This window comes from Streptomyces sp. NPDC029296 (assembly GCF_055569255.1).
The window spans coordinates 55646-71292 of the sequence record NZ_JBVHXT010000030.1; the positions used below are offsets into that span (position 1 = coordinate 55646).

The 15647-nt window shown below is 70.6% G+C and carries 13 protein-coding genes; 11 read left to right on the forward strand and 2 right to left on the reverse strand.

Annotated features, from left to right (window positions below):
- Window positions 1-561: 561 nt before the first annotated feature.
- The gene (locus ACZ4W9_RS25325; protein WP_467939560.1) at window positions 562-714 is read right to left on the reverse strand and encodes an SCO2400 family protein; all 153 of its coding nucleotides are present in this window, start codon (window positions 712-714) and stop codon (window positions 562-564) included.
- A 201-nt stretch (window positions 715-915) separates the two neighbouring features.
- Here ACZ4W9_RS25325 and ACZ4W9_RS25330 point away from each other — a divergent pair, with 201 nt between their 5' ends.
- From ACZ4W9_RS25330 to ACZ4W9_RS25380, 11 genes are all read left to right on the forward strand, one after another.
- Window positions 916-2073 (forward strand): mandelate racemase/muconate lactonizing enzyme family protein, encoded by a 1158-nt coding sequence (locus ACZ4W9_RS25330; RefSeq protein ID WP_467939562.1) that lies wholly within the window; start codon window positions 916-918, stop codon window positions 2071-2073.
- Window positions 2070-3074, forward strand: a complete 1005-nt coding sequence (locus ACZ4W9_RS25335; protein WP_467939564.1) for a zinc-dependent alcohol dehydrogenase — start codon at window positions 2070-2072, stop codon at window positions 3072-3074. The genes ACZ4W9_RS25330 and ACZ4W9_RS25335 overlap by 4 nt, the downstream gene beginning before the upstream one ends.
- Window positions 3075-3185: 111 nt before the next feature.
- Entirely contained in the window at window positions 3186-4163 is a 978-nt protein-coding gene (locus ACZ4W9_RS25340) for a hypothetical protein (RefSeq protein ID WP_467939566.1), read from the forward strand.
- 114 nt (window positions 4164-4277) lie between these two features.
- Window positions 4278-5387 (forward strand): multiple monosaccharide ABC transporter substrate-binding protein, encoded by a 1110-nt coding sequence (gene chvE, locus ACZ4W9_RS25345; RefSeq protein WP_467939568.1) that lies wholly within the window; start codon window positions 4278-4280, stop codon window positions 5385-5387.
- 34 nt (window positions 5388-5421) lie between these two features.
- Window positions 5422-6972: a multiple monosaccharide ABC transporter ATP-binding protein gene (mmsA, locus tag ACZ4W9_RS25350; RefSeq protein WP_467939570.1), complete on the forward strand. Its 1551-nt coding sequence runs from the start codon at window positions 5422-5424 to the stop codon at window positions 6970-6972.
- On the forward strand, window positions 6969-8210 hold the full coding sequence (gene mmsB, locus ACZ4W9_RS25355) for a multiple monosaccharide ABC transporter permease (RefSeq protein ID WP_467939572.1): 1242 nt from the start codon (window positions 6969-6971) through the stop codon (window positions 8208-8210). The genes mmsA and mmsB overlap by 4 nt, the downstream gene beginning before the upstream one ends.
- 24 nt (window positions 8211-8234) lie before the next feature.
- Window positions 8235-9383 carry an aldose epimerase family protein gene (locus tag ACZ4W9_RS25360; RefSeq protein WP_467939574.1) on the forward strand — a complete coding sequence of 383 codons (1149 nt, stop codon included), beginning with the start codon at window positions 8235-8237 and terminating at the stop codon, window positions 9381-9383.
- 147 nt (window positions 9384-9530) lie between these two features.
- The gene (cutA, locus tag ACZ4W9_RS25365) at window positions 9531-9863 is read left to right on the forward strand and encodes a divalent-cation tolerance protein CutA (protein WP_467939576.1); all 333 of its coding nucleotides are present in this window, start codon (window positions 9531-9533) and stop codon (window positions 9861-9863) included.
- 142 nt (window positions 9864-10005) lie between these two features.
- On the forward strand, window positions 10006-10962 hold the full coding sequence (locus ACZ4W9_RS25370; RefSeq protein ID WP_467939578.1) for an arabinan endo-1,5-alpha-L-arabinosidase: 957 nt from the start codon (window positions 10006-10008) through the stop codon (window positions 10960-10962).
- Between the two features lie 111 nt (window positions 10963-11073).
- Window positions 11074-14403 (forward strand): NACHT and WD40 repeat domain-containing protein, encoded by a 3330-nt coding sequence (locus ACZ4W9_RS25375; RefSeq protein ID WP_467939580.1) that lies wholly within the window; start codon window positions 11074-11076, stop codon window positions 14401-14403.
- Between the two features lie 136 nt (window positions 14404-14539).
- Window positions 14540-15283, forward strand: a complete 744-nt coding sequence (locus tag ACZ4W9_RS25380) for an intradiol ring-cleavage dioxygenase (protein WP_467939582.1) — start codon at window positions 14540-14542, stop codon at window positions 15281-15283.
- Window positions 15284-15342: 59 nt separating this feature from the next.
- Here ACZ4W9_RS25380 and ACZ4W9_RS25385 read toward each other — a convergent pair whose 3' ends face one another.
- Window positions 15343-15588, reverse strand: coding sequence for a hypothetical protein (locus ACZ4W9_RS25385; protein ID WP_467939584.1), 246 nt, complete (start codon window positions 15586-15588; stop codon window positions 15343-15345).
- Window positions 15589-15647: the final 59 nt, after the last annotated feature.

Genomic DNA, 15647 nt, shown 5'->3' on the forward strand with positions numbered 1-15647 from the left:
CGGTCGCCGACGGCGGCACTTCCGCCAGCGTTCCCTTCCCCGCCGGGGCCCCCTTCTCCGGGGAAAACACCCGCGCCAGGGGGCGGGTGACGGTCAACGGCGAACGCGGAGGCGCCCGCGCCGGGTGCGAGGCGGTCGCCGACGGCGGCACTTCCGCCAGCGTTCCCTTCCCCGCCGGGGCCCCCTTCTCCGGGGAAAACACCCGCGCCAGGGGGCGGGTGACGGTCGGCGGCGAACGCGGAGGCGCCCGCGCCGGGTGCGAGGCGGTCACCGACGGCGGCACTTCCGCCGGGGCCCCCTTCCCCGGGGAAAACACCCGCGCCGGCGGGCGGGTGACGGCCGGCGGCGAACGCGGAGGCGCCCGCGCCGGGTATGAGGCGGTCGCCGACGGGTCGGAGGTGATCGTTCCCGGCGAACTGCCGGGAATCCGCGGGCGGTTGAGGGCCGCTCCCGGCCGGTTCGCGGTCGGTCCCGGCGGGGCCGTGGACGCCCCGTGCGGGCGCGTACCCGGCCCCGGCGGACGCCCGGCCGTCCCGGTCGCCGCCGGCGGCTCCGTAGCCGTCACCGGCAGGCCCGGGGCCACCCCCCCGGGGGCACGCCGCCACCTCCCGAAGACACCGCCCCGGCGCCCGGCTCGCCGGAGGCGGGTGTGCCGCAGCCGGGGCAGGCGAGGGCGCCGTTCAGGTGGCGTCGGCAGGGGTGGCAGTAGTCCATGACGCGGGAAGACTAGAGTCCGCGCGGGCCGGGGTACCAGGCGCGGCTGTGAAGGTTCCGTGCGGGAGCGAAAGAGTTCTCGAAAGCCTTGCCGAAACCGTTACCTGTTCGACCCATTGACACCCCCGCCGCCCCGTCCTTACTGTCACGCCAGCATTTCGAACGTGCGACGAAATACCGAACAGCTGAGGGGCAACTGCCGTGCGCATCACCGGAATCAGCACACACGTGGTCGGCACGCCGTGGCGCAACCTGACCTATGTCCAGGTGCACACCGACGAGGGGATCACGGGAGTCGGCGAGACCCGCATGCTCGGTCACACCGACGCGCTGATCGGCTATCTGCGGGAGGCCGAGACCAACCACATCCTCGGGTCGGACCCGTTCGCCGTCGAGGACCTGGTCCGCCGTATGAAGTACGGCGACTACGGCCGCGCCGGCGAGATCGTGATGTCCGGCATCGCGGTGGTCGAGATGGCGTGCTGGGACATCAAGGGCAAGGCGCTGGGCGTGCCGGTGTGGCAGCTGCTCGGCGGAAAGGTCACCGACAAGGTCAAGGCGTACGCCAACGGGTGGTACACGACCGAGCGGACGCCGGAGGCCTACCACAAGGCCGCCCAGGGGGTCGTGGAGCGGGGTTACCAGGCGCTGAAGATCGACCCGTTCGGCACCGGACACTTCGAGCTGGACCACCGGGAGACGCTGTACGCCGTCTCGCTCATCGAGGCCGTACGGGACGCCATCGGCCCGGACGCGGAGCTGATGCTGGAGATGCACGGCCGCTTCTCCCCCGCCACCGCCGTCCGGCTGGCGAAGGAGATGGCGCCGTTCAAGCCGGCGTGGCTGGAGGAGCCGGTGCCGCCGGAGAACCTGAAGGCGCTGGAGAAGGTCGCCGCCAAGGTCGACATCCCGGTCGCCACCGGCGAACGCATCCACGACCGCATCGAGTTCCGCGAGCTGTTCGACAGCCAGTCCGTGGACATCATCCAGCCCGACGTCGGCCACATCGGCGGCATCTGGGAGACCCGCAAGCTCGCCGCCACCGCCGAGACCCACTACATGCTGGTCGCCCCGCACAACGTGGGCGGCTCCGTGCTCACCGCCGCCTCCCTCCAGGTCGGCTTCACCTCCCCGAACTTCAAGATCCTCGAGCACTTCAACGACTTCGCCGACGCGGAGATCAAGAAGGTGGTCAAGGGCGCCCCGCAGGTCGTGGACGGCTACTTCCACCTGTCCGACGCGCCCGGTCTCGGCGTCGAGCTGGACGTCGACGCGGCGGCCGAGTTCCCGCAGCAGCGGGCCCACTTCGACCTGTGGGCCGAGGGCTGGGAGAAGCGCAACCCCAAGGACGGCGCGTGAGTTCCCAGGTCCTCGTCGAGGCGCCCGGCGCACACCGGGTCGAGGCGCACACGCCGCGCGAGCCCGGCCCCGGCGAGGCGCTGGTGGCCGTGCACGCGGTCGGCATCTGCGGCAGCGACCGCGAGGTGTACCAGGGCAACCGGCCCGAGGGGTACGTGACGTACCCGCTGGTCCCCGGGCACGAGTGGTCGGGGACGGTGTCGGCGGTGGGCCCCGGGGTGCCCGGCTCGCTGGCCGGCCGCAAGGTGGTCGGCGAGGGCTTCCGCAACTGCCAGGTGTGCGACCGCTGTCACGCGGGCGAGACCACGCTGTGCACCGCCGGGTACGAGGAGACCGGGTTCACCCGGCCGGGCGCCATGGCGGCCACCCTCACCCTGCCGGCCCGGCTGCTGCACGTCCTGCCGGACGACGCCGACCTCACCGCCGCCGCGCTGCTGGAGCCGGCCGCCTGCGTCGCCGCCGCCGCGCTCAAGGCCCGCGCCCTGCCGGGCGAGCGGGTCGCGGTGGTCGGCACCGGCACCCTCGGGATGTTCGCCGTGCAGTTCCTCGCGGCCGTCTCGCCGGCCGAGCTGCTGGTGGTGGGCACCCGGAACGACCGCCGGACACTGGCCCGGCGGTTCGGGGCGAGCGACTTCCGGCTGAGGGACCAGGAGCTGCCCGGCGGCTTCGACGTGGTGATCGAGACCGCCGGGTCCGCGTCCGCGGCGCGCACCGCCGCCGCGCTGCTGCGGCGCGGCGGGCGCCTGGTCCTCACCGGGATCCCGGCGCCGGGCGCGGACGGGCTCGACCCGACCGATCTGGTCGTACGGCAACTGGAGGTGCACACCGTCTTCGGGGCGCCGCCGGACGCCTGGGCGCACGCCGTGCGGGTGTTCGGCGCCGGACTGCTCACCCCGCTGCCGCTGGTCACCCACGAGCTGCCGCTGACCGAGTTCCCGCGCGCCATCGAGCTGGTGGGGGCCGGTGATCCCACGGTGGGCAAGGTGCTGCTCCGCCCCTGACCGTACGCCGGTCAGGGTGGGCCCTGACGTCGCCCTGACCGGCGTACACCCACGTTTTCGCTACCCAGAGCCGCGAACCTCGTCCGAAATACCGAACACGAAGGACAGCTTGTGACCGACGCTTCCGCCCCGGCAGCCCGCAGGCCCGGCGAGCAGGTGCTCGCCGCACTCGGCCTGGGCGCGCCCGCCCTCGACCCCGCCGACGCCTCCGTCCACACCTTCCCGGGCGGCGGCCGCTGGCGCACCGAGATCCCCTCGTGCGAGGGTCCCGAAGCGCTGGCGGTCGTCCTCAAGGAGGCCTCACGCCTGGACGTGCCGATCCACCGGATCAGCCAGGGCAGCGGCGTGTGGATGCTCACCGACGCCGAGATCACCGAGATGGTCGAGGCCGCCGGCGAGCGCGACATCGAACTGTGCCTGTTCACCGGCCCGCGCGGCACCTGGGACATCGGCGGCTCGGTACGCTCCGACTCGCGGGGGGCCGGGCTGCGCGCCCGGGGCCACGACGCGGTCGCCGGCTGCGTGGAGGACGCCGTCCGGGCCACCGAACTGGGCGTCAAGTGCCTGCTCGTCGCCGACGAGGGCGTGCTGTGGACCCTGCACCGGGCCCGCGGCGCGGGGATCATCCCGGCCGACACCACGCTGAAGGTCTCCGCGCTCATCGGCCCGGTCAACCCCGCCTCGTACGCCGTCTACGAGCGGCTCGGCGCCGACTCCGTCAACGTGCCCAGCGATCTGACGCTGGACCACCTCACGGAGATCCGCCGGGTGTCCGGCGCCCCGATGGACATGTACATCGAGGCCCCGGACGACCTCGGCGGCTACATCCGGATGTACGAGGTCGCCGAGCTGATCCGGCGCGGCGCGCCGCTCTACCTGAAGTTCGGCCTGTCCAAGGCGCCCGGCATCTACCCGTGGGGCCGGCACCTGCGGGACGTGACCCTGGACACCGCCCGGGAGCGGGTGCGGCGCGGCCGGCTCGCCCTGGACCTGCTCGCCCGGCACGGCGCGGACGGCGACATGGCGCCGCTCGGCTCCCGGCTGCCGGGTCCCTTGAACCGGTTCCCCGCCGAGAGTGCCACTGGATGACCGATCGGGGCCGCGGGCCGTGTGTGGCCGGTCGCGCGGTTCCCCGCGCCCCTTCAGGGCGCTTCAACGACCTCGACAGACATCTCAGCGAAGAGAAGAACAGGGACGAACACCATGCGCACTCGCAGAAGCGCCCTAGCCGCCATTGCCTCAGCCGCCTCGCTCGCGCTCGCCCTCACCGCCTGCGGCCAGAACAGCGAAGGCGGCAGCAAGGAGAAGTCCGGTGACGCCAAGGGCGCCACCATCGGCATCGCCATGCCGACCAAGTCCTCCGAGCGCTGGATCAACGACGGCAACAACGTCGTCAAGGACCTGAAGGCCAAGGGCTACGAGACCAAGCTGGTCTACGGCGAGGACGACCCGGAGACCCAGGTCTCGCAGATCGAGAACCTGATCACGCAGGGCGTGAAGGGCCTGATCATCGCGGCGATCGACAACAAGTCGCTCAGCAGCGTGCTCCAGCAGGCCGCGGACGCGAACATCCCGGTCATCTCCTACGACCGGCTGATCCTCGGCACCAAGAACGTCGACTACTACGCCTCGTTCGACAACGAGAAGGTCGGCAGGCTCCAGGGCACCTACATCGTGGACAAGCTCGGGCTGGACAAGGGCGAGAAGGGCCCGTTCAACATCGAGCTGTTCGCCGGCTCCAACGACGACAACAACACGAAGTACTTCTTCGGCGGGGCGATGAAGGTGCTCCAGCCGTACATCGACAAGAAGCAGCTGGTCGTCAAGTCCGGGCAGACCCGGCTCAACCAGGTCGTCACCCTGCGCTGGGACGGCACCACCGCGCAGAAACGCATGGAGGACATCCTCACCTCGTCGTACAAGAGCGGCCGGGTCGACGCGGTCCTGGCGCCGTACGACGGCATCTCCATCGGCATCCTGTCCGCCCTGAAGTCGGACGGCTACGGCTCGGGCAGCAAGCCGCTGCCGGTCATCACCGGCCAGGACGCCGAGCTGGCCTCGGTGAAGTCGATCATCTCCGGGCAGCAGACGCAGACCGTCTACAAGGACCTGCGCAAGCTCGCCGAGGTCGCCGCCACCATGGTGGACGAGTCCCTCAAGGGCAAGAAGCCCGAGGTCAACGACACCAAGACGTACGACAACGGCGCCAAGGTCGTGCCGGCCTATCTGCTCCAGCCGGTCAGCGTCGACAAGTCGAACTACCAGAAGGTGCTGGTCGACGGCGGTTACTACACCGAGTCCCAGCTGAAGTGACCCGCCCTTTTCCTACGGAGTGAAAGGCACGACCATGGCGGGACCCGTCCTGGAAATGCGCTCGATCGTCAAGACCTTTCCCGGTGTCAAGGCGCTGTCGGACGTCACCCTGACCGTCCGGCGGGGCGAGGTCCACGCCATCTGCGGGGAGAACGGCGCCGGCAAGTCCACCTTGATGAAGGTGCTCTCCGGCGTCCACCCGTACGGCAGTTACGAGGGGGACATCCTCTTCGAGGGGGAGGTCTCCCGGTTCAAGGACATCCGGGCCAGCGAGCAGCACGGCATCGTCATCATCCACCAGGAACTGGCGCTGGTGCCGCACCTGTCCATCGCGGAGAACCTCTTCCTCGGCAACGAGCACGCCACCCGCGGCCTGATCAACTGGCGCGAGACCCTGCGGCACGCCACCGAACTGCTGCGCCGGGTCGGCCTGGACGAGCACCCGGAGACCCGGGTCGCCGACATCGGCGTGGGCAAGCAGCAGCTGGTGGAGATCGCCAAGGCACTGTCCAAGCAGGTGAAGCTGCTGATCCTGGACGAGCCGACGGCGGCCCTGAACGACGAGGACAGCGACAAGCTCCTCGATCTGATCCTGGAGCTGAAGAAGCAGGGCATCACCTCGATCATCATCTCCCACAAGCTCAACGAGATCCGCAAGGTCGCCGACTCGGTGACGATCATCCGGGACGGCCGGTCCATCGAGACCCTCGATGTGAAGGCGCCGGAGACCACCGAGGAGCGGATCATCGCCGGCATGGTCGGCCGCGACCTCGACCACCGCTTCCCCGAGCGCACCCCGCACCGGCCGGAGCAGGGCGTCGCGCCGGCGCTGGAGATCCGCGGCTGGACCGTGTTCCACCCGGTCGACCAGCTGCGCAAGGTCGTGGACGACGTGTCGCTGACCGTGCGCCGCGGGGAGATCGTCGGCATCGCGGGCCTGATGGGCGCGGGCCGCACCGAACTCGCGATGAGCGTCTTCGGGCGGGCCTACGGCCGGTACGCGGGCGGCACGGTCCTGAAGGACGGCAGGGAGATCCGTACCAGGACGGTGCCGGAGGCGATCGGGCACGGCATCGCCTACGTCACCGAGGACCGCAAGCACTACGGCCTGAACCTCATCGACACCATCAACCGGAACATCTCGCTGACCGCGCTGGACAAGGTCGCCCAGCGGGGTGTGGTGGACGAGCACGAGGAACGGCAGGTCGCCGAGGGCTTCCGGAAGTCCATGAACATCAAGGCGCCCACGGTGTTCGAGCCGGTGGGCAAGCTCTCCGGCGGCAACCAGCAGAAGGTCGTCCTCAGCAAGTGGATCTTCGCCGGTCCGGACGTGCTGATCCTCGACGAACCGACCCGCGGCATCGACGTGGGCGCCAAGTACGAGATCTACACGGTCATCGACCAGCTCGCCGCCGAGGGCAAGGCGGTCGTCTTCATCTCCTCCGAGCTGCCCGAGCTGCTCGGCATGTGCGACCGCATCTACACGATGGCCGCCGGACGGCTGACCGGTGAGGTGCCGCGGGCCGAGGCCACGCAGGAAGTGCTGATGCGCCATATGACGAAGGACAAAGAGGTAACGCGATGAGCACGGATGTGACCGCCAAGAGCCCGGCCCCCGCGCCGCCGGGCGGCGGAACGGGGACCGACGGGGGGCTGCTCGGCCTGGTATTGACCGGCCTGCGCCGCAACATGCGCCAGTACGGCATGCTGATCGCGCTCGGCCTGATCGTGGTCGTCTTCGCGATCTGGACCGACGGCAATCTGCTGCTGCCGCGCAACGTCTCCAACCTGGTACTCCAGAACAGCTACATCCTGATCCTCGCGATCGGCATGATGCTGGTCATCATCGCCGGGCATATCGACCTGTCGGTCGGCTCGCTCACCGCGTTCACCGGCGCCTTCGCGGCCGTACTGACCGTGCAGCACGGGGTGTCCTGGCCCGTCGCGCTGGTGCTGTGCCTGGTGATGGGCGCCGTCGCGGGCGCGATCCAGGGCTATCTCATCGCCTACTTCAACATACCGTCCTTCATCGTCACCCTCGCCGGGATGCTGATCTTCCGCGGCCTGACCGAGATCCTCCTCAAGGGCCAGACCCTCGGCCCGTTCCCGCACGGCCTGCAGAAACTCGGCAACGGCTTCCTGCCCGAGACCGGCCCGAACACCAACTACCACAACCTCACGCTGCTGCTCGGGCTGGTGCTGATCGCGGCCGTGGTGTGGCAGGAGTTCCGGGACCGCCGCCGCCAGCAGGAGTTCTCCCTGGACGTCGTACCGGTCCGGCTGTTCCTGCTCAAGCTGACGGCCATGGTGGCGGCGATCCTCGTCCTCACCCTGCTGCTCGCCAGCTACAAGGGCGCCCCGATCGTGCTGATCGTCCTCGGCGCGCTGGTCGTCGGCTACGGCTACGTCATGCGCAACGCGGTCTTCGGCCGGCACATCTACGCCATCGGCGGCAACCTGCCGGCGGCCAAGCTGTCCGGCGTGAAGGACAAGAAGGTCACCTTCTACGTCTTCCTGAACATGGGCGTGCTCGCGGCCCTGGCGGGTCTGGTGGTCGCCGCCCGGCTGGACGCGGCCTCGCCGAAGGCGGGCGTCAACTTCGAACTCGAGGCCATCGCCTCCGCGTTCATCGGCGGCGCGTCCATGAGCGGCGGTGTCGGCACCGTCCTCGGCGCCATCATCGGCGGTCTGGTCCTCGGCGTGCTGAACAACGGCATGAACCTCCTCGGCGTCGGCACCGAGTGGCAGCAGGTCATCAAGGGCCTGGCCCTGCTGGTGGCGGTCGGGTTCGACGTGTGGAACAAGCGCAAGTCCGGTTCGTAAGCACCAGAAAGCGAGAGCCGCACCATGGAACTGAACAGACGCACGGTCATCGCGGGAGCAGCCGCGGCGGGCCTGGCCGCCACCACGCTCGGCGGCACGGCACACGCGGCCTCGGGAAGGAAGCCGGTGAAGGAACTCTTCGGCACGCTCGCCGACGGCACCAAGGTCCACCGCTGGTCGCTGGAGAACGGCGGCACCCGGATGAAGGTGCTGTCCTACGGCGGTGTCGTCCAGACCCTGGAACTCCCCGACCGGCACGGCCGGTACGCCAACGTGGTCGCCGGTTTCGACAACCTCGCCGACTACGCGGCGAAGAGCCCGTACTTCGGCGCGCTGATCGGCCGCTACGGCAACCGCATCGACGCGGGCCGGTTCACGCTGGACGGGAAGCCGTACCAGCTCGACGTGAACGACGGCGACAACAGCCTGCACGGCGGCGCCCAGGGCTTCGACAAGCGGGTGTGGGACGTGGAGCCGTTCGCCGACGGCACGGACGTGGGCCTGCGGCTGCGCCGCACCAGCGCCGACGGCGAGATGGGCTACCCGGGCACGCTGCGCACCGAGGTGACGTACACCCTCACCCGGCACGGCGACTGGCGCATCGACTACGAGGCCACCACCGACAAGGCCACCGTCGTCAACCTCACCAGTCACGTCTACTGGAACCTGGCCGGCGAGGGCAGCGGCGGCATCGAGGACCACGAGCTGTCCATCGCCGCCGCCCGCTACACCCCGACCGACGCCGGCCTCATCCCCACCGGGGAGCTGGCCCGGGTCGCGGGCACCCCGTTCGACTTCCGGCACGCCAAGCCCATCGGCCAAGACCTGCGGGCGGGCCACGAGCAGCTCGTGCTGGCAAAGGGGTTCGACCACAACTGGGTGCTGGACAAGGGGATCACGGCACGGCCCGAGCACATCGCGACCCTGCGCGACCCGCGCTCCGGCCGCACCCTGAAGATCGCCACCGACCAGCCGGGCCTCCAGTTCTACTCCGGCAACTTCCTCGACGGCACGCTCACCGGCACGTCGGGCCGCACCTACCGGCAGGGCGACGCCCTGTGCCTGGAGACCCAGCACTTCCCGGACTCGCCGAACCACCCGGCGTTCCCGTCGACGGTGCTGCGCCCCGGCCGGACGTACCGGACGACGACGATCCACCGTTTCGGCGCGTGAAGTTCCGCCTGTCCCGCAGGTGAAGTGACCGCGCCCGCCGTCACCTCCGTGTCCGGGAACGGCCGACCCGGCCGCGCTCGGGTACGGAGGTGTCCCTTTCGGTACCGTCCGTACGGCAGAGGCCCCGTCCCGGAAGGAACACCGACCATGGCAGAACACCGTCACCTGACCGTGCTGACGACCACGGACAGCGAGGAGAAGGCGCAGGCCCTCGCCGCGGGTGCGGTGGAGGCGCGGGTCGCCGCGTGCGCACAGGTCAGTGCCCCCGTCACCAGCGTGTACCGCTGGGAGGGGGCGACACGGACCGAGCAGGAGTGGCAGATCCTGTTCAAGACCACCACGGCGCGCTACGAGGACCTGGAGACCTACCTCAAGGGGGCGCACCCCTACGACACCCCCGAGATCATCGCGACTCCGGTCGTGGCGGGCAGCGCGGCCTACCTGGCGTGGCTGGACGAGGAGACCACGCCCGCCGGCTAGGGGCCGGAGCCCGGTCGGGGGGCGGCCCCGCGGGCGAGTTCCTGCCGGAACCGTTGACTCGTCGACCCTTCGCTTCTACGGTCCCGTCCGAACCTGCGATCGCTGTTCGGTATCACGAACACACCAGGAAGAGGGAGCCGCAATGAAGCGCACCGCACTCCTCGCCGTCCCCGCCGCCCTGCTGCTCGCGCTCGTGCCGGGCACCGCCTCCGCGTACCCCAACCCCGGCACGGTCACCGGCAGCACCGTCGTGCACGACCCGACGATGATCCGTACCCCCGGCGGCCGGTACCTGCTCTACGCCACCGGCGGCGGGCTCGCCTACCGGACCTCCACCGACCGGATCTCCTTCACCGCGGGCGCCGACGCCTTCGCCACCAAGCCGGCCTGGTGGTCGTCGTACGCCACCGAGGCATGGGCGCCGGACATCTCGTACGCCGGCGGGAAGTACCTGATGTACTACGCCGTCTCCAAGTTCGGCGAGAACACCTCGGCGATCGGCCTGGCCGGCTCCAGCACCGGACTGCCCGGCTCCTGGACCGACTACGGCGTCGTCCACACCTCCACCGCCGCCAGCGACTACAACGCCATCGACCCCAACCTCTTCGTGGACGACGACGGCAAGTGGTGGCTGTCCTTCGGCAGTTGGTGGACCGGCATCAAGATGATCCGCATCGACCCCGCGACCGGCAAGCAGTACGCGGGCGACACCAGGCGCTACTCCCTCGCCGCCCGGCCCACCGGCAGCAAGGCGGTCGAGGCGCCGTACCTCGTCAAGCGCAACGGCTATTACTACCTGTTCGCCTCCTACGACGTCTGCTGCCAGGGCACCAGCTCGACGTACAAGGTGAAGGTCGGCCGGGCGACCTCGGTCACCGGGCCGTACTACGACAAGAACGGTGTGGCGATGACGAACAACGGCGGCACCCCGGTCCTGGAGTCCCACGGCAGCGTCATCGGACCCGGCGGGCAGTCCATCACGCACGACAGCGACGGCGACCTGATCGTCTACCACTACTACGACGGCAACGCGGGCGGCACCCCGAAGCTCGGCGTCAACCTGCTGAACTGGTCCTCGGGCTGGCCGGTGGCCTACTGAACCTCGCGGCCGGCGCCCTCCGGTCCGCGCCGAGCGGCACACGGTCGGCAGCCGCCCGCCCCGGGACCGGTCGTCTCGACGGAAGTCAGGGCCGACCGGCAGACTCGGCGCATGTTACAGAGAACCCCGGTCCGGTTGAGCGCGCGGACCGTCCGTAATCTCTGCCTGACGGCTCTGGGGACCGTGACCCTCGGGCTCACCCTGTGGATGTGGAGGTCCGGGCAGGACCCCGACAGCGTGGCCACCATCGCCGGGCTGTTCGCCTCGCTGGCCTCGCTGCTGGTCGCGGTCGTCGACGTGTTCCGCGGCACGGAGACACCCCCGGACCCCGCCGCCCTCGCGGACGACCTCACGCGTCAGCTCCGCGCACAGTGGCTGGACGAGGCCCGCGCCCGCCGGCTGCAAGCCCCCCGGGTGCTGCCCCTCGCCTGGAGAACGACGTCGAGCGACCTCACCGACAACGGGCTGCGGACCGGCCCCACCGGCTCCCCCGTGCTGCGGCTGCGCCTGGACGGCCGCCTCGACGGACGGTTCGAGGACGTGACCAACCGCCTCGCCGAAGGCTTCGCGCGCGTTCCGAACCGCCGCCTGGTGGTCGTGGGCGAACCCGGCTCGGGCAAGACGGTCCTGGCCATACTCGTCACCCTGGGTCTCCTCGCCGCACGCGAGGCGGGCGGTCCCGTACCGGTCCTGCTGCCCGTCTCCTCCTGGGACCCCGTCCTGGAGCCGCTCGACGACTGGATCGTCCGCACCATGGCCCAGCCGTACTACAACGGCCGCCCCGAGATCCCCCGCACGCTCCTGGCCCACGGACTGGTGATCCCCGTCCTCGACGGCCTCGACGAGATCCCCGAGTCCGCCCGCCGCGGCGCCATCCGCAAGATCAACGAACACCCGGACCGTCCCCTCGTCGTCACCTGCCGGTCGGTCGAGTACGAGGAACTGATCCGGGCGAGCGCGACCGCCCTGCGGCAGGCGGCGGTCGTCGAAGTCCTTCCGGTCACCCCGCAGGACGCCATCAGGTACCTGCGGGACGTGAACTGGCCCCCGGGAGTGGACTGGGCCCCCGTCTTCGCCCGCCTGCGGACCGAGCCGCAGAGCCCGCTGGCCAGGGCGCTCTCCACACCCCTGATGGTCACCTCGGCACGCCTCGTCTACCAGAAGGGCGGCGGCGACCCCACCGAACTCCTGGACGAGACCCGCTTCGGCAGCGAGTACGCCGTCGCGGACCACCTCCTGCACGGCATGCTCGACGCCGCCTACGCGCCGGACCCGGCCCTGCCCCCGGGAACGGCACCCCGGGAACGCTGGACTCCCGAACAGGCCCGGCGCTGGCTGACGTTTCTCGCCCGGCATCTGCACGACCATCGTGAACGTGATCTGGCCTGGTGGCAGTTGAGCACACGGCTGCTGCCGTCCTGGGCGGGCCTCGTGGTCGGTTTCGGCCTGGGAGCGGTGGTCGCGGCCGCCGCCATGGCGTGGGTCCGGGTGACAGCGGCGGCCGACCGGAGCGACACCAACAACACCGTCATGATGCCCCTCATCCTCGGGGTGGCCTTCGCGCTCCTCAACGCCCTCGTCTGGAACGCCTCGTCCTCCAGGCCGCCGGGCCGCCTCACCTGGAAGCCGCGGGGGTCGGCGGAGCGCCTGTTCCGGGGATTCACGACCGGAACGGGCCTGGCGTCGCTACTCGTGACACCGATCATGACCGTGATGACCATCGCACAGGTTCTCAACCTGTATACACCGGGCTGGGGGACACGGAAGACGGAACTGTGCCTGGAGGGGCTCGGCATCTGCGTCACCCTCAGCGTGGCAGCCGGTCTGGCTCTCGCGACCCACAACTGGCTCGACGCGCCACCGTCACGCGCGGCCCAGGTGAGCCCCATCCGTACGCTCGTCCAGGACCGGCGGTCGTCGATCGTCAGCGCCATGGTGGCCGGGACACTCGTCGCCGCAGCCGGGTTGCCCGCCGTGTGGGCCGGATTCCTGTCCGGAGACCTGACGATCCGCCTCCTGACCGGCGGATCGGGCTGGCCCGGACACGCGGACACGACGAGCGCACTCGCCGCCTTCCAATGGCATTCCGTGAACAACGCGTTCGGCAACTGGCGCATCAAACTGGGTGTCGCCTTCCTGCTGCCCGGCGTCCTCCTCGCCCTGCTCCTGCTCATGAGCCGGGCCTGGCCGCGCTTCGTCATCGTGAGGACCTGGCTCGCGCTCCGCGGCAAGCTCCCCTGGCGGCTGATGGCGTTCCTCGCGGACGCACGGCGCCGTGAGATCCTGCGCCAGGCCGGCGGCGCCTACCAGTTCCGCCACATCCGTCTTCAGGAGACACTGGCCGGAGAACCCCTGTACAGGGACGGGACTGAGAGCTCGCGCACGGCGGTCCGCCGCAGAACCGTTCTGGCCGTCGGCGCCGGGGCCGTGGCCGCAGGTGTGGGTGTGGCGGCATGGCGCTCCCGCGCCACGAGCATCGCCGACTTCGCCGTCCCCCACCGGCAGCCCGTGCAGGCGGTCCGCTTCCGGCCCCGGAGGGACAGGGAGGTGGTCTTCCTGCTCGACGACGGCAAGGTGGGATTGTGGAGCGGCCGGCCGAACGACCAGGAAGCGCGTCCGGTGCACGTCCCGTCCCGAGACGTGCGCGAGCAGGAGTCTCCGGTGTCACTTGAGCTTTCGGCGGACGGCGACACCCTTGTTCTGCCCGTCCCGGACGGTGTGGCGGCCCAGAACCTGGGACGGCCGCCGGGCAGCGGGCCGACATTGCTCGGCCGGCCCATCGGAAGGCCCACCCTCATCGCCTTCGACTCCCGCCGTGGACTCCTGGCCGCCGTCATCGACGAGAGCTCCGGCATCGTCTTGTCGAAGGTCGCGGACGGCCGTGGCGACTCGTCACCCACCGCCGGGAAATGGGTCCGGCTCGCCGGCAACTACGGGCCCGTCCTGGGAATGACCTTCCTTTCCGACGGCAGCCTGGCGGTGCTCTTCTTCGACAGCGCACGCCGATTCTCGCTTTCCGACGCGACTGGTCGTCCTCTGCTGGAAGGAGCGAAGTCGAAGAAGAATCGCGAGGAGTACACGGCCTTCGGGAATCTACTTGTCGCGTCTCCCCGGGACGAACTGGTCTTCCTCAACTCGGAGACGTCGGAGTTGTGGCTCCCGGAGCACGATCACCATCGCTTTTACTGCACCTTCCCCGGCAAACAGGCGGCAGCCTTCCACCCGACGAAGGAAGCGCTGCTCGCTGCCCCCGACGCCAACGGAAGCGACATCCGTCTCTACCGCTACTCGAAGACCGGTCTCACCGAGGCGGGCCCGCCCCTGCGTGGGCACATCGCACCCGTACGCTCCCTCGACTTCAGCCGCGACGGCCTGTTCCTGGTCTCCGGGGACGAGGACGGGATGATCCGGATCTGGAAAACCGACGACACCCCGCGATGACCGCGCCGGTCGTGCCCGAGCCGTACCCGGCACGGCGGACGATGCCGACAGGTCGGCCAAACCGCCCGCTTGACGGCTCCGCTCTTTGCCGAACTGACAGCTTGCCGACAGGAAGCGTCCTTACGGTGCCGTGCTCATGACAGACACCTCTGATGCCCGGAAGATCGGGCGCCGCACCGTGCTCGCCGCCGCCGGTGGTGCCGCCGCGGCCCTGACCATGGGAGCCGCGGCTCCCCCGAAGGACGCGGCCGGCGTGCAGAACACCGCCGCGGTGTGCACGCTCACCACCGAGATGACCCAAGGCCCCTACTACCTCGACGGCGCGCTCGTCCGCGCCGACATCACCGAGGGCAAGCCCGGCGTCCCCCTGAAGCTCGCCCTGACCGTGGTCGACGCCGCCTGTGCCCCGCTCGCCGGCGCCCTCGTGGAGCTGTGGCACGCCGACGCGCTCGGCGAGTACTCCGGCTACGTCGGCAACAACGGGCACCACGAGCCCGACGACCGCACCTTCCTGCGCGGCGGCGTACTCACGGACTCGAACGGGGTCGCCAGGATCACGACGATCTACCCGGGGTGGTACCGGGGCCGCTGTGTGCACGTCCACGTCAAGGTGCACACCGGCGTGACCGTGACACCGGACGGCCACTTCACCGGCGGCTCGACCGTCCACACCGGCCAGCTCTTCTTCGACGAGGCGGTCACGGCGGCCGTGGCCAAGGTCTCGCCGTATGCCACCAACACCGTCGCCCGCACCACTCTCGCGCAGGACTCCGTCTACGACGACCGGGGGACCCGTTCAGGGCTGCTCGCCCTCACCGCCCTCGGCGGCTCCGCCTCGTCCGGTTGGACCGGCACGCTCACGCTGGGCGTGGCGGGCTGACGGCCGGCCGGTGCGGGAGGAGCCCGCTCGCCTCGTCCCGCACCGGCCGGGGCACCCGGTCAGCCGCCCAGGATGCCCGGCGGCAGCAGGGTGTTCAGGGAGGCGGCCGGGTTGCCCGCCCCCAGCGATTCGAGCAGGCCCGACAGGAAGGAGGCGCCGGGGGCGCCGGCGGCGGGGACCGGGGACCCGGCGGCGCCGGCGGCCTCGGCGGCGGGGGCGTCGGGAGCGGCGGAGGCCAGCAGCGCGGCGGCCAGGACGGAGGCACAGGTGAGCTTCTTGATCACGCCCGCCCTAACGAACGGCACGCGCGGGGGGAAACGCACCGGTCCCCCGGTCGGCCGAGTCCGCCCGGCCGGTGCCGCCC

Excerpts from the sequence above, each read along its gene's own strand:
- chvE (WP_467939568.1), top strand. The coding sequence starts at position 4,278 with ATGCGCACTCGCAGAAGCGCCCTAGCCGCCATTGCCTCAGCCGCCTCG.
- cutA (WP_467939576.1), top strand. The coding sequence starts at position 9,531 with ATGGCAGAACACCGTCACCTGACCGTGCTGACGACCACGGACAGCGAG.
- ACZ4W9_RS25325 (WP_467939560.1), bottom strand. The coding sequence starts at position 714 with ATGGACTACTGCCACCCCTGCCGACGCCACCTGAACGGCGCCCTCGCC.
- ACZ4W9_RS25370 (WP_467939578.1), top strand. The coding sequence starts at position 10,006 with ATGAAGCGCACCGCACTCCTCGCCGTCCCCGCCGCCCTGCTGCTCGCG.
- ACZ4W9_RS25360 (WP_467939574.1), top strand. The coding sequence starts at position 8,235 with ATGGAACTGAACAGACGCACGGTCATCGCGGGAGCAGCCGCGGCGGGC.
- mmsB (WP_467939572.1), top strand. The coding sequence starts at position 6,969 with ATGAGCACGGATGTGACCGCCAAGAGCCCGGCCCCCGCGCCGCCGGGC.
- ACZ4W9_RS25380 (WP_467939582.1), top strand. The coding sequence starts at position 14,540 with ATGACAGACACCTCTGATGCCCGGAAGATCGGGCGCCGCACCGTGCTC.
- mmsA (WP_467939570.1), top strand. The coding sequence starts at position 5,422 with ATGGCGGGACCCGTCCTGGAAATGCGCTCGATCGTCAAGACCTTTCCC.
- ACZ4W9_RS25375 (WP_467939580.1), top strand. The coding sequence starts at position 11,074 with ATGTTACAGAGAACCCCGGTCCGGTTGAGCGCGCGGACCGTCCGTAAT.